Annotated in this window: 14 protein-coding genes; 11 read left to right on the top strand and 3 right to left on the bottom strand. The window is 34.2% G+C overall.

Translation table 11 applies throughout. The features are described 5' to 3' along the window. Positions 1-3 precede the first annotated feature (3 nt). The 4 genes from dusB (at position 4) to ruvC (ending at position 2,718) form a co-directional block, all read left to right on the top strand. Positions 4-1,011: a tRNA dihydrouridine synthase DusB gene (dusB, locus tag GQ589_RS08745; RefSeq protein WP_160425667.1), complete on the top strand. Its 1,008-nt coding sequence runs from the start codon at positions 4-6 to the stop codon at positions 1,009-1,011. Between the two features lie 7 nt (positions 1,012-1,018). Beyond that, a complete protein-coding gene (fis, locus tag GQ589_RS08740; protein WP_160400103.1) occupies positions 1,019-1,315 on the top strand; it encodes a DNA-binding transcriptional regulator Fis in 297 nt (98 codons plus the stop codon). A gap of 171 nt (positions 1,316-1,486) precedes the next feature. Next, positions 1,487-2,230 carry a YebC/PmpR family DNA-binding transcriptional regulator gene (locus GQ589_RS08735; protein ID WP_160400110.1) on the top strand — a complete coding sequence of 248 codons (744 nt, stop codon included), beginning with the start codon at positions 1,487-1,489 and terminating at the stop codon, positions 2,228-2,230. Then, complete coding sequence (gene ruvC / locus GQ589_RS08730) at positions 2,230-2,718, top strand: crossover junction endodeoxyribonuclease RuvC (RefSeq protein ID WP_160425665.1); 489 nt, start codon at positions 2,230-2,232, stop codon at positions 2,716-2,718. The genes GQ589_RS08735 and ruvC overlap by 1 nt, the downstream gene beginning before the upstream one ends. Positions 2,719-2,851: 133 nt before the next feature. Here the strand turns inward: ruvC and GQ589_RS08725 are convergent, their stop codons facing one another. Together GQ589_RS08725 and GQ589_RS08720 are read right to left on the bottom strand one after the other, a co-directional pair. Continuing rightward, the gene (locus GQ589_RS08725) at positions 2,852-6,061 is read right to left on the bottom strand and encodes an efflux RND transporter permease subunit (protein WP_160425663.1); all 3,210 of its coding nucleotides are present in this window, start codon (positions 6,059-6,061) and stop codon (positions 2,852-2,854) included. Between the two features lie 16 nt (positions 6,062-6,077). Then, positions 6,078-7,286, bottom strand: coding sequence for an efflux RND transporter periplasmic adaptor subunit (locus GQ589_RS08720; protein ID WP_160425655.1), 1,209 nt, complete (start codon positions 7,284-7,286; stop codon positions 6,078-6,080). Between the two features lie 404 nt (positions 7,287-7,690). On the opposite strand from GQ589_RS08720, the gene zipA reads away from it, so the two are divergent. From zipA to GQ589_RS08700, 4 genes are all read left to right on the top strand, one after another. Beyond that, on the top strand, positions 7,691-8,623 hold the full coding sequence (gene zipA / locus GQ589_RS08715; protein WP_160425653.1) for a cell division protein ZipA: 933 nt from the start codon (positions 7,691-7,693) through the stop codon (positions 8,621-8,623). A 174-nt stretch (positions 8,624-8,797) separates the two neighbouring features. Then, the gene (gene ligA / locus GQ589_RS08710; RefSeq protein WP_160425651.1) at positions 8,798-10,876 is read left to right on the top strand and encodes an NAD-dependent DNA ligase LigA; all 2,079 of its coding nucleotides are present in this window, start codon (positions 8,798-8,800) and stop codon (positions 10,874-10,876) included. Positions 10,877-10,946: 70 nt separating this feature from the next. Next, the gene (gene luxS / locus GQ589_RS08705) at positions 10,947-11,462 is read left to right on the top strand and encodes an S-ribosylhomocysteine lyase (protein WP_160411215.1); all 516 of its coding nucleotides are present in this window, start codon (positions 10,947-10,949) and stop codon (positions 11,460-11,462) included. Positions 11,463-11,471: 9 nt separating this feature from the next. After that, positions 11,472-11,660 carry a 2-hydroxymuconate tautomerase gene (locus GQ589_RS08700; RefSeq protein ID WP_160425649.1) on the top strand — a complete coding sequence of 63 codons (189 nt, stop codon included), beginning with the start codon at positions 11,472-11,474 and terminating at the stop codon, positions 11,658-11,660. 182 nt (positions 11,661-11,842) lie between these two features. Here GQ589_RS08700 and ribA read toward each other — a convergent pair whose 3' ends face one another. Then, positions 11,843-12,454, bottom strand: coding sequence for a GTP cyclohydrolase II (ribA, locus tag GQ589_RS08695; RefSeq protein ID WP_160400118.1), 612 nt, complete (start codon positions 12,452-12,454; stop codon positions 11,843-11,845). A 101-nt stretch (positions 12,455-12,555) separates the two neighbouring features. Between ribA and GQ589_RS08690 the strand changes: the two genes are divergently transcribed. The 3 genes from GQ589_RS08690 (at position 12,556) to lapB (ending at position 14,920) form a co-directional block, all read left to right on the top strand. Further along, positions 12,556-13,275, top strand: a complete 720-nt coding sequence (locus tag GQ589_RS08690; protein ID WP_160425647.1) for a phosphatase PAP2 family protein — start codon at positions 12,556-12,558, stop codon at positions 13,273-13,275. Positions 13,276-13,423: 148 nt separating this feature from the next. Continuing rightward, positions 13,424-13,729: a LapA family protein gene (locus tag GQ589_RS08685; protein ID WP_202112418.1), complete on the top strand. Its 306-nt coding sequence runs from the start codon at positions 13,424-13,426 to the stop codon at positions 13,727-13,729. Positions 13,730-13,741: 12 nt separating this feature from the next. Then, positions 13,742-14,920, top strand: a complete 1,179-nt coding sequence (gene lapB / locus GQ589_RS08680; RefSeq protein WP_160425645.1) for a lipopolysaccharide assembly protein LapB — start codon at positions 13,742-13,744, stop codon at positions 14,918-14,920. Positions 14,921-14,929: the final 9 nt, after the last annotated feature.

The raw sequence follows: 14,929 nt of genomic DNA, 5'->3' as shown, positions 1-14,929 counted from the left end.
AAAATGCGTAATATAGCCGACCTTAATTTGCTTACTATTGGTGAAGTTAAATTAAAGAATAATTTAATTGCAGCACCAATGGCTGGAATCAGCGACAAACCATTTCGGAATTTGTGTCATCGATTTGGTGCAGGAATAACTATTTCAGAAATGTTTTTAGCAAATTCGGATGTTTGGCATACCGATAAATCTACTTTGCGGATGATCGCAGATGATGATATTGGTGTTCGTGCAGTACAAATTGTTGGTTCAGATCCCGACGAAATGGCTAGAGCTGCCGAATTTAACGTCAAGCACGGTGCTCAATTAATTGATATTAATATGGGGTGCCCTGCTAAAAAGGTCAATAAAAAATTGGCAGGATCTGCTTTAATGCAGTATCCAGAACTTATTAAAACTATTTTGCAGAAAGTTGTCGGTGCAGTTGATGTTCCGGTAACATTAAAAACGCGGACTGGATGGAATAAAGATCATAGAAATTGCATAGAAATCGCACAAATTGCACAGGATTGTGGCATAAAGGCAATTACTATTCATGGACGAACTCGTGCTTGCTTATTCAACGGTGTAGCTGAATATGAATCTGTTAAAGCAGTTAAGGAAAAGGTTACTATTCCTGTAATTGCTAATGGTGATATTTGTACACCAGAACAAGCAAAAGATGTTTTTCAATATACGCAAGCTGATGCTATAATGATCGGCCGAGCGGCACAAGGGCGACCTTGGATATTTGAAGAAATTGCATTCTATTTAACACATGGAAAGTTACAAAAAAATAAAACGATTGATGAAGTAGAACAAGTTGTATTGTCGCATCTTGATGAGCTTTATCAGTTTTATGGAGAATACAAAGGATTAAGGATTGCCAGAAAGCATGTAAATTGGTACACCAAGAATTATGCTGACAGCGATCAATTCAGGCGCTTATTTAGTGTACTTAGCAATACAAGTGAGCAAGTAAACACTCTAAAAGCATTTTTTAGTCAAATTAGAAACAAAACAAAGAGTTAAGAATACTATGTCAGAACAACGCGTTACAGCTGCAGCACTTCAATTTACAACTGTAAATTCTCAAGACCAAATAACACAAAAGCCTTTGCGAGATTCAGTAAAGCAAGCTTTAAAAAACTATTTATCGCAATTAAATGGTGAAGATCCTACAGATCTTTATGACTTAGTGTTAGCTGAAGTTGAACACCCATTCCTTGATATGGTTATGCAATATACACGTGGAAATCAAACTAGAGCAGCAAATATGCTTGGTATCAACCGCGGTACACTACGCAAAAAATTAAAACAATACGGAATGAGTTAATTGTTTAATTATAACACGATAAAAAGCGCCTTCATATTAAGGCGCTTTTTTGTTGATAAATAAAATTTGATACAGTCAGCTATCAAAAATGAATAAATATATTGATAATGAATTTTAAGTAAAAGTTTGCTAAAATACAGCGAATTCTAAATTATTTATCTGGAGATTTTTATGGCAGGTCATAGTAAATGGGCCAATACCAAACATCGTAAAGCCGCACAAGATGCAAAACGCGGTAAAATTTTCACCAAAATTATTCGTGAATTAGTAACCGCAGCAAAACTAGGTGGTGGCGATCCAGCGTCAAATCCACGGTTACGTGCCGCAATGGATAAAGCATTATCGAATAATATGACTCGTGACACAATGAATCGAGCTGTTGCCCGTGGTGTTGGTGGTGAAGATGACAGCAATATGGAAACGATCATTTATGAAGGCTATGGACCTGCTGGTACAGCTGTGATGGTAGAATGCCTAAGTGACAATCGCAATCGTACTGTATCAGAAGTCCGCCATGCATTTACAAAAACAGGTGGTAACTTAGGTACTGATGGTTCAGTTTCATATTTGTTCACCAAAAAAGGGGTTATTTCATACCCAACGGGAACTGATGAAGACCAAGTTATGGATGCAGCACTCGAAGCAGGGGCTGACGACGTTGTGACTTATGATGATGGTGCAATAGATGTATTTACTACACCTGAAACATTTGGTGAAGTTAAAGATGCACTTGATGCAGCAGGATTAATTGCTGAATCAGCAGAGGTTTCAATGATTCCAGCAACCAAAGTTGATCTTGATATTGAATCAGCACCAAAACTACTACGTTTAATTGATATGCTTGAAGATTGTGATGATGTCCAAGAAGTTTATCATAATGGTGAAGTCTCTGATGAGGTTGCCGCAACACTCTAATGGCCATTATTCTTGGCATTGATCCAGGCTCTCGTTTGACGGGTTACGGTGTAATCCATCAATCGGGACGTCAACTTACCTATCTTGGCAGTGGTTGCATCCGAACCGCTGTTGATGATTTACCTACTAGATTAAAACGTGTATATGCTGGTATCAGTGAAATTATTTTACAATTTCAACCTGATATGTTTGCTATTGAACAAGTATTTATGGCACGTAATGCCGACTCTGCATTAAAATTAGGTCAAGCAAGAGGGGCTGCAATTGTCGCAGCAGTAAATAGTAATTTACCTGTTTTTGAATATGCTGCTCGTTTAGTTAAGCAATGTATAGTCGGAACAGGTGCTGCGGATAAAAAACAAGTACAACACATGGTAAAGTTATTATTAAAATTACCTGCTAGTCCTCAAGCTGATGCGGCAGATGCATTAGCTATAGCAATTACTCATGCTCATACCTATCAACAGAAAATACAATCGCGTAAGTAAAATAAACCAAACATCAATATTTAATAAATATCTATAAATAAAAATGCACCACTAAATTGATGCATTTTTATTTCTTAGTATCTTAATTTTCAACACATGAGCTAAATAATATAACTCATGTATATAAAATCAACTATTCAGACTTCATTTTTGAACGGTTAGTTAGCAATACCACTTTATTTTTATGTTTAGTAAATAGTTTTGTGATAAACAAAAAGAATAATGGAACATAAAATATGGTTAAAAATGTTGCAGTTAACATACCACCTATTACACCTGTACCTACCGCATTTTGGCTAGCAGAACCTGCTCCACTATTTAATGCTAATGGTAACACGCCTAAAATAAAGGCAAATGAAGTCATTAAAATCGGACGCAAGCGAAGACGACAGGCCTCAAGTGTTGCATCGATTAATGATTTACCTTCTCTTTCAATTGCATCTTTAGCAAATTCTACAATCAAAATAGCGTTCTTGGCTGATAGTCCCATAGTAGTTAATAAACCAACAATGAAGTAAATATCATTATCAAGTCCTCTAAACATAGTAGCAAATACTGTACCTAATATACCTAAAGGAATAATAAATAAAATTGAAATAGGTACTGTCCAACTTTCATATAATGCAGCTAATGACAAAAATACTACAATGATCGAAATGATATAAAGTGTTGTAGTTTGTGATCCTGTTTGACGTTCTTGATAAGAAATAGATGTCCAATCAAACGTAAATCCTTTAGGTAAATTTTTTGATAATTCTTCCATCACAGCCATTGCTTGCCCTGAGCTCACTCCAGGAATAGAAGAACCGTTAATTTCCATTGCTGACACACCATCATAACGGACTAATGATGGCGAACCATAAGTTTTTGTCGTGGTAGCAAATGCATCATATGGAACCATTTCACCATTTTGATTTTTCGCGTGCCAATAACCAAAATCATCTGGAAGCATACGATATGGTGCATCCGATTGCAGGTATACTTTTTTAACTCGATTGTTATAAACAAAATCATCAATATAAGCAGAACCCAAAGCAGTCGACAATACTGTATTTACTGAATTTACCGAAACACCCAATGCTTGTGCAGCTTCAAAATCAACATTAATTTTATACTGTGGGACATCTAACATACTTCCGGGTCTAACTTGTTGCAGTTTTGGATGTTTAGAGGCTTGACCGAACATTAGGAAAAATGCATCAACTAATGCATCATGCCCATAACTAGCTGTATCTTTCAATACATAAGAAAAACCATCGGTCATACCTAATGCAGGTACTGCTGGCAAATTGGCAATAATTACTCGTCCTTCAGTTATAGTAGAAGCAAATTTTTTACCACTTTCGACTAACGAATTAATCTTTTGATCAGCTCGTTTACGCTTATCCCAATCGTTTAATCGAATAAAACCCATCCCCATATTTTGCCCACGACCAACAGGGCTAAAGCCGGAAACGGTAAAAATTTCTTTAACAGAATCAGCTTTTTCTTTTGTATAATAATCAGCAGTCTTATTTAATACTGACTTCGTCTCTTCTAATGTCGAACCTGATGGCAATTCAACAATTACGAAAAGAACCCCCTGATCTTCATTCGGTAAAAAGCTTGTAGGTAAACGATTAAATCCGAATAATACTCCAACCAATATTAAAACATAACAAACAAAAGCAATTATTGGGTTACGAATAACTTTAATAACACCCTTTTCATAAGAACGTAAAGATTTATCATAAAAATGATTAAACCATTTAAAGAAAGCTTTAGTTCCTTTTGAACACCAACTAAATGGCGGTACTGATTCTAATTTTTCACCCAATGAAATTTCTTTAATTTTACTTTTAGATGGCGCTTTCAAAATTTGCACACAAAGAGCAGGTGTTAATACAATAGCCATCAATACTGATAATCCCATTGCGGTTACAATAGTAATCGAAAACTGACGATATATTCCACCTGCAGCACCACCATAAAATGCCATCGGCACAAATACAGCAGATAATACAACCGCAATACCTATTAATGCTGAAGTAATTTGCTCCATTGACTTAACAGTTGCATCATAAGGCGATAGCCCCTCATCATGCATAATACGTTCAACGTTTTCGATAACAACAATGGCATCATCCACCAACAATCCAATAGCAAGTACCATTGCAAACATAGATAAAGTATTAATGGTGAATCCACAAATATAAAGAATCGCAAATGTCCCCAATAGTACGACAGGTACGGTAATAGTCGGTATAAGTGTAGAACGCAGGTTCTGTAAAAACACATACATGACAATAACAACTAAAATAATTGCTTCAATTAACGTATGAATTACATTACTAATCGACAATTTAACAAATGGAGTTGTATCGTATGGAAAATCATATTTAATATCTTCTGGAAAGATTTTAGATAACTCTTCTAATTTTTTATCTACCTTATCTGACGTATCTAATTGGTTAGCACCTGTTGCCAAATATATTCCAAGACCTGTTGATTCATTACCGTTATAAAGAGAAATAAAGTTATAATCCGACGCACCGATTTCAACTCTAGCAATATCTTTTAATAAGATATTAGAACCATCGGTATTAACACGAACAAGAATATTTTGGAATTGCTCCGGCGTTTTTAAACGTGATTGTGCAGTAATTGTTGCATTAAGCTCTTGGCCCTCAATTGACGGTAAAGCACCTAATTGCCCTGCTGTTACTTGTGCATTTTGCGCTTTAATAGCAGCTATGATTTCTTCAATTGATAAATTAAAATAGGTCAATTTATTTGGATCAAGCCAAATACGCATTGCGTATTCAGAACCAAATAATTGAGTATCACCAACACCCTGTACACGTCGAATCGGGTCTTGGACAGTGGAATACACAAAGTCAGCAATATCCGCTTGTGTTTTTTGAGGATTTGTCGAATAAAAACCAACAACCTTTAAAAAGCTGGTGTTATTTTTTGCAACAGAAACACCATTTTTTTGCACACTTTCAGGAAGACGAGATTTAATACTTTCTACTTTATTTAGCACTTGTACTTGGGCAAAATCAGGATCAGAACCAGGAGCAAAAGTTAACGTTGTTTGGACAACACCTTGTGCACTACTGGTTGATTTCATATAAATTAGATTATCCAGACCAGTTAAATTTTGCTCAATCAACTGAGTAACAGTATTCTCAATAGTTTGTGCATCGGCACCAGGGTAAACAGCACTAACAGTTACAGCCGGAGGGGCTATATCAGGATACTGCTCAACAGCTAGTAGTTTTATACATAACCCCCCCCCCAACATCATCATGATAGCAATTACCCATGCAAAAACAGGTCTGTCAATAAAAAACTTAGCCATAATTACTACCCCTATTCTATTTCACACTGTTTTGGGTGATACTGTCCAGCTGCTTTTGTGAAAGTGTACTTGGTTCACCAACTTTTTCTACTTTCAGTGGTGGGGTATCTTGTCTAGGGTTTTCGACAGAAGTTAAATTGAGTAATCCTGTAATAATAACTTCTTCACCAACGTTAATTCCTTTTGTCACAACCCAATAACCTTCAATACCTGTGTATACTTGGATATCTTGACGATATTCCACTGTATTATCAGGCTTTAAGATTTTTGCAGTATATTGTCCCAACTTATTACTAGTGATGCCTTGTTGCGGAACAAGTATGGCATTTTTAATATAACCTAATGTCACCTGAGGTTTAACAAACATACCCGGTAAAATTTTACCGTCATTGTTGGCAAATTGAGAACGTAATGTCACTGTACCTGTCGTTTCGTTTACAGTCATATCTGAAAACTTAATATTACCAGGTAGAGCATATTTTGAACCATCGTTAAAAAATAATTCTACATTATTTTCTTTTGCTGGTTCATAAATAACATTTTCATCTTGAAGATATTTATTATAACGAGTAGCCGCTTCTGTCATATCGACATAAATAGGGTCTAGTTGTTGAACTAGCGCAAGCGGTGTTGACTGACCAGCGGCTACTAATGCTCCTTCAGTCACACTTGATTTACCGATATATCCATCAATTGGTGAATACACTTTCGTATACTCTAAATTAACTTTGGCTGTATGCTCAGCGGCTTGAGCAACCAATACAGCCGCTTCCGCCTGTTTAACATCGGCTGCTGCTTTATCGTAATCTTGTTGACTAATTGATTTGGTATTTAACAGCCCTGCATAACGTTTTAATGTAAGCTGTGCAATATTTGCATTTGCTTTGGCACTGGCAACACTAGCAACAGCACTATCATAATTAGCTTGATAAATAGCAGGGTCTATTTGATATAGTGATTGCCCAGCTTTAACATTAGAACTTTCATCAAATTCACGTTTTAAAACAATACCACCGACCTGAGGTCTAATTTCAGCAATTTGAGATGCAACAACCCTGCCAGGCAAACTGATTTTTAACGTATAGTTTAATGGTTGAACTTTAAATACAGTGACTCCTGGTAATTGATTATTACCGTCTTGTGATTTACCATTATCACAGCTTGTTAATAAAAGCAGGCCGGCAAACGCCACAGGCAAGGCTAATAGTAGCTTGTTAAATCTCATATAAAAATAACCTCAGTAAACTTAATAATTATTTATTTTTTAATAGTTCTTATTCAAAAGTGGTCAGTAATTTTACAAAAAATATGGATAGATTGTAAGTAGCCCTACTACTTAATAGCACAGAGTTCTAAAAAATAACTAAATAAACCATGATAATAAAAAAGTATATTGATAATTATGATTATTACTAGAAATAAAGTAATATAGACTAACTGATTTTTTGTACTATAAAGTATCTTAAAGAAAATGTTATACTACAAATATCAAATACGGTTGCTTTAATGAAGATTAATTCAAATTGCTAAAAGAAGCAAAAATTTACATTACTGCATTCCGGAATCATTTTTTTAAAATATGATTAAATAATTTAAATCTATATTTAATTTAATACAGAGATGGTTATTATGGATAATTTACGTATTGTTCTAATTGTTGTTGCATCCTTGGTTATTATTGCATTGCTTATCCATGGATTTTGGATCAATAAAAAAGAACATTCTTCGCTTTTTAGTTCAAATAAAAAAGGAAAATTTGAACAAAATACTCAACTACACCAAAATCCTTCTATAAGCGATATAGATATAGATATAGAGGAAGATGATGTAATTCTACTCAAACCTAAAACAACAAAAGACAATGAAACTGCTGAAAATAACGCCACTGTAGATGAGCTTACAGAAGAACAAGAAAATAAACCTCAGCAAAAAGATTTATTTGTTGATAATTGTGATCAACTAGAAATTACTACAGACAAAGATCAAAAATCAGCTATTAATATTAATAAAGATCTTTTTGAAGATGAAGAAGACCTTAGTTTAACTAAAAAAATAAAAGAAACACAAGTTGATACTAATGAGCAGGCCAATAATGAAATTAATCATGATACACATCAAAAACTAGGCATTAAAGACGAACAATCTAAAACAGAAATTATTGTATTAAATGTTACAGGTCTTAACGGAAAACTACTACAAGGTGATGTATTACTTGCTAGTATTATGCAATCAGGGTTTCAGTTTGGTGATATGCAAATTTTTCACCGTCATGTGGATCCTGCAGGTAACGGTCCAGTCTTATTTAGCTTAGCAAATATGATTACACCCGGGTATTTGGATCCTGAAACTATGCATGAATTTACAACACCCGGCGTATCTATTTTCATGATTGCACCAACAGAAGGTAACAACCAACAAAACTTCAAATTAATGTTACAGACAGCGCAACGTATTGCTGATGATGTCAACGGCGTAGTGTTAGATGACGAACATCACATGTTAACTCCGCAAAAGATAGACAGTTACAAAGATCGCATAAAAAAATCCTGTAACGAAATTTAACCACATAATTTTCAACAAATTTTTAGCACCCCCACCAACCAAAGTTGGTGGTTACAGATAAGTATTAAATATTTATTTAAATGACTTAATTTGGCTATGCATTATTGACAGTTAAATTAATGCAATTGTAATGATATTTCCTAACCCTACGTTTTAATTTAAGAGCCTATGATTATGTCACTATCTAATAAAGCCGAAAACTCAGCAAATACATATAAATCTGTTAAAGACATAACAGAACAACTGACCTCATTAAGGACAAAAATTAGACATCACGAATATTGCTATTATGTACTTGATACACCTGAAATTCCCGACTCCGAATATGACAAATTAATAAAACAACTGCAAACATTAGAACAACAATATCCAGACCTTATTACACCCAACTCACCAACTCAACGCGTTGGGGGTTTTCCATTAGCACAATTTGCATCGATCAAGCATGAAATACCTATGTTATCACTTGATAATGTTTTTGATGATACAAGTTTTATTGCTTTTAACAAACGAGTAAAAGATCGTCTTCATTTAAGCGATACTGAACATGTTGAATATTGTTGCGAACTCAAACTTGATGGGCTTGCTGTCAGCTTACTTTACCAAAATGGGCAATTTACACAAGCCGCAACCCGAGGTGATGGTACAACAGGGGAAGATATAACCGCAAATGTAAAAACCATCAAAACAATTCCTCTAGTTTTAAGAGGAGACAATATTCCAACTCGATTAGAAATTCGTGGAGAAGTATTTATAACCCACAAAGGATTTGAAAAACTTAATGCTGATGCCATAAAACACAACGAAAAGGTCTTTGCCAACCCACGTAATGCGGCAGCGGGTTCATTAAGACAATTAGATCCTAAAATTACAGCAAAACGTCCATTAACATTCTTTTGTTACGGTGTGGGTATAGTTGAAGGTGCTACATTACCTAATACTCATTATGACCGTTTAATGCAATTCAAAGCTTGGGGCTTACCTGTTAGCAATAAAGTGGAAAAACATCAAGGTGCACAGGCTGCTTTAGACTACTTCAAAAAAATTGGCGAACAACGCATGTCGCTAGGCTTTGATATTGATGGCGTAGTTATAAAAGTTAATAGTATTGAACAACAAAATGAACTTGGCTTTATTGCTCGTGCTCCTAGATGGGCTACTGCATTTAAGTTTCCTGCTCAAGAACAAATTACACAATTAAATAAAGTAGACTTTCAAGTTGGACGAACAGGTGCAATTACACCTGTTGCAAGATTGGAACCTGTCTCTGTCGCTGGTGTTATTGTTAGCAATGCCACATTACATAATAGTGATGAAATAGCCCGACTAGGCGTACGTGAAGGAGACTATGTTACAATACGTCGGGCCGGTGATGTTATTCCCAAAATTGTAGCCGTAATATTGGATAAAAGACCTAAAGATACAAAAGAGATCGTATTCCCAACACATTGTCCTATTTGTGGATCACTAATAGTTCGAGATGAAGGTCAAACTATATCACGCTGTGCAGGTGGACTAATTTGCCCTGCGCAACGAAAAGAAGCTTTAAAGCATTTTGTTTCACGCAAAGCAATGAATGTAGAAGGTATGGGTGATAAAGTCATCGAACAACTAGTTGATAAAGAGTATGTCAAAACACCTGCAGATTTATATAAACTAAATCGACCAATGCTATGTAGTTTAGATAAAATTGGTGAAAAATCTGCCAATAATTTATTAAATGCACTAGAGGAATCTAAAAATACAACATTAAGTCGATTTATATTTGCTCTTGGCATCCCAAATGTTGGCGAAGTTACTGCCGAAAATCTAGTTAACCAACTAGGCAACTTACCGGCAATTGAGAACACCTCGCTTGAACAATTACAAACGGTAAAAGATATCGGTGCTATCATTGCAGAAAGTATTATAGACTTTTTTCAAGAACCTCATAATCGTAATATCATTGAACAATTAACCAGTCATGAAATTGGTATTCACTGGCAAAATTTAAATCCACAGATGCAAGCAGTTAATACTGATTCACCTTTTTTTGGTAAAAAAGTGGTATTAACAGGCACCTTATCAGTTTTAACTCGAGATGAAGCCAAAAATAAATTAAAACAATTAGGAGCAAAAGTAACGGGTAGCGTATCAAAAAATACCGATCTAGTCATTGCCGGAGAAGCCGCTGGTTCTAAACTTAACAAAGCCCAAGAATTGGGAATTAAAGTTATTGATGAACAAGAAATGCTAAATTTGTTCGCTCAATAAAAATAAAATTCATTGGTACTTGTTGGTTAATTGATTACAATAGCAAGTATCAAAAAACAAGGAGGAAATTATGCCTTTACTCGATAGTTTTAAAGTTGATCACACCAAAATGAAAGCGCCTTTTGTGCGAATTGCAAAAACTATGGCAACCCCAAAAGGTGATCACATCACTGTGTTTGATCTACGCTTTACTATTCCTAATAAAGATAATCTACCAGAAAAAGGGATTCATACATTAGAGCATTTATTTGCTGGCTTTATGCGTGATCACCTAAACAGCGACAAAGTTGAAATAATTGATATTTCACCCATGGGGTGCCGTACAGGCTTTTACATGAGTTTAATTGGTAAACCAAACGAAGCATTAATAGTGGATGCATGGTTAAAATCAATGCATGATGTTTTAAATGTCAAATCACAAAATCAAATTCCAGAATTAAACGAATATCAATGTGGTACCTACAAAATGCATTCATTAGATGAAGCCAAAGCTATTGCTGAAAAAATTATAAAATCAGGCATTAGCATATGCCATAATGATGAAATCGCATTGACTGATGAACAGCTAGCTCAAATTAATCACTAGGAGATATCTATGCCAAACGTCGTTATCGACTTTTTAGAGGGTCGCACCATAGAGCAAAAAAGAGAAATGGCAAAACGCGTAACAAATGCAATTTCCGAAACACTTAACTGCAAACCTGAAGCAGTACAAATCATCATGCACGAAATAACAAAAGATCAGATCGCTAATGGTGGCATACTACGTAGTGATAAAGAATAGTGACAAAGATTCATTTTTACATATACAAATAATTACGCAAATAAGCTAAAACCCTTTGGGTATATTTAAGCTTCATAAAAAAATCTCAAAATAAATATATTTTGAGATTTTTACCTAAACATTTATCACTATTTCATATAAATTCAGCCACCAATAAATTATTCGTAATTCAGCTAAATCGCTTAATGCTTGCAATTGCAGTGATGTAAATGAAGTATATGCCCCATTTTATTCGCTTTTGTTTCTAAATAATGTTCATTATTTGGATTTTCACCGACTTCCAATGGCTCTCGTTTTGTAATTTTGATACCTGAGCTTTCAAGTACTCTAATTTTTTCTGGATTATTGGTTAATAAACGAATTTGAGACACACCTAATAAATTAAGCATATCAGCACATAAAGTAAAATCGCGTTCATCCGCTGCAAAACCTAATTGTTCATTGGCTTCAACTGTATCTAATCCTTGATCTTGTAATGCATAAGCTCTAATTTTATTCAGCAAACCAATATTACGCCCTTCTTGACGATGATAAATTAAAATCCCTTTACCTTCTTTTGCAATTTGTTTTAAAGCTGCTTCTAACTGAAAACCACAATCACAGCGTAAACTAAAAAGTGCATCCCCCGTTAAACATTCAGAATGAATCCTTGTAAGCACAGGTGCATCACTAGATATATCACCAAATACCAATGCTACATGATCCTTCTTTGTTGCAATCTCTTCAAATCCAACAATAGTAAAACATCCCCAAGGAGTTGGTAATTTTGCTTGTGCAACACGTTTTAATTGCATTATTTTCTCCGTTTTAAATAAAACATAGATAAGATTTTATAAAAATAAATCTACATTCTATGCTAAAATATTAAGCAATTTGTACTTAATTGAGTTTATAAATGGGGTTAGTAATAAAAAAAACAATAGCTATACTAGCTATTTTCTTAACTGTGCCTTTAGTTATTATAGCCATAAATTGGCACTGGCAACCAACGTCATTAAATAATACATCTAAATATTTATTTTTAATAACCGAAACGGCCAGTTTTCCTTGGGCAATAATAACATCGGCAATTTTATTTTTAGTATTTCTCCTATTATTACCCAACAAAACAAAAACAAAAATTGTTTTGTTATGGTTGCTACTTGTTAGCGCAATATTAAGTGGTCAAGTAATTAAAAGCTTTTTAAAATCGCAAACAGCCGAATCAAGGCCTTATGTACTTTGGATGGCAAAAGAATTTAATATGACTGATCAACAATTTTATTCGCAAACAAAGTCAGAAAGAAAAGAACTTATCCAACAATTACTAAATAATTCAATAACAATCCCAAGTTGGTTATCTAACCACTGGCAACATGAAACAGGATATTCCTTTCCTTCTGGGCATACGTTATTTTCTGTCACTTGGGCATTTTTAGCTTTAACATTACTAAAATTTAAACGGCATTATGTAATAATATCAAGCACCATTATCTGGTCGGTATTAATTGAAATTAGTCGGTTATTACTAGGTATGCATCGACCAATTGATTTAATAACAAGCATATTAATCGCTTGGATAATTTCATTAATCTGCTGTTTTTATGCTAAAAAATGGCATATAGTAGATAAGTAACGCTTAAATAAAAATAAAAGAAATTCAATTTATAACAGACGAATTTAATTTTTGAACGTTATAATTAACAGCTTAACGAACCAAAGCAATTTATAGAAACAGACACATATAATAAAAACGTTTAACTAAAAACAAAAAGGTTAACATTATGAAATTTGTTATATCAATTTTATTGATAATTATCATTTTTGCCATATCAATAGCAATAGGTTCAGCGAATGATCAACTTGTAACATTTAATTATTTGATTGCTAAAACTGAAATTCGTTTATCTGTATTATTAGCTATTTTGTTTGGTTCTGGTTTTATTATTGGTTGGATATTAACAGGCGTTTTCTTTTTAAAATCTAAATTCCAACACTCATCAACAAAACGTAAATTAAACAAATTACAAAAAAAATACGATGAAGATATAGCAAATCATCAACAAACAACCTTAACTAAACCCAATTAAGAATAGGTTACTATGTTTGAGCTGTTATTTCTGTTACTTCCTATTGCTGCCGGATATGGCTGGTATATGGGTAACAGAAATGCAAAACAAAAATATTTAAATGAATCTAATCGGCTATCTCGTGAATATGTAGATGGTTTAAACTTTCTTTTGTCTAACCAAAAAGATAAAGCTGTCGATCTTTTTTTAGATCTATTAAAAGAAGATGATGGTACACTTGAAGCGCATTTAACATTAGGTAACTTATTTCGCTCTCGAGGCGAAGTTGATAGAGCGATACGTATTCATCAAACACTGTTAGACAGCGCATCATTAACCTTTGAACAACAACTATTAGCCATTCAACAATTAGGCCGAGATTATATGGTTGCAGGTTTTTACGACCGTGCCGAAAAGATGTTTTTGAAATTAATAGATGAAGAAGACTTTCAACAACATGCATTACAACAACTTATCATCATATATCAATCAACCAGTGAATGGATAAATGCCATTAACACAGCAACTAAACTAGTCAAACTTGGCAATGAAAAATACAGAACTGATATTGCACAATTTTATTGTGAACTCGCCTCACAAGCTATAACCAATAATGAACTAGACAAAGCAAATAACCTATTACAAAAATCAGCAACGGCAGATGCAACATGTGCTCGGACTTCACTCATGCTGGGTCGCGTTTTTATGGCTCAAAACAAAATAGAGCAAGCTATCGAATCATTTCAAGAAATATTACAACAAGACAAAGCCTTTATTGGCGAAGCATTACCTTTATTAAAAGAGTGCTATCTAAAACTAAATAATCAACAGCAATTTCAACAATTTTTACAATTATGTGTCGAACAAAATAGCGGTAGCGTAGCCGAATTAATGCTTGCTGATCTTATAGAAAAACAAAAAGGCTTAGATGCAGCACAACATTACATGTACCGTGAATTACTTAAACATCCTAATTTAAAAGGATTTTATCGATTAATGAACTATCATGTTGCAGATGCAGAACAAGGCAAAGCGAAAGAAAGCCTGTTGCTTTTACGTAACATGGTAGGTGAGCAAATAAAAATTGTCCCGAATTATCGATGCCAAAAATGTGGATTTACGGTCAACTCCATCTACTGGTTATGCCCTGCTTGCCGTTCGTGGTCAACCATAAAACCTGTTCGTGATTTTGAACAACATACCAATAAATAAAAAGAGATT

This window comes from Gilliamella sp. Pas-s27, from assembly GCF_009795865.1.
Taxonomy (GTDB): Bacteria; Pseudomonadota; Gammaproteobacteria; order Enterobacterales; family Orbaceae; genus Gilliamella.
Note: the sequence above shows the minus strand (reverse complement) of the source record. Positions and strands in the feature narration are given on the sequence as shown.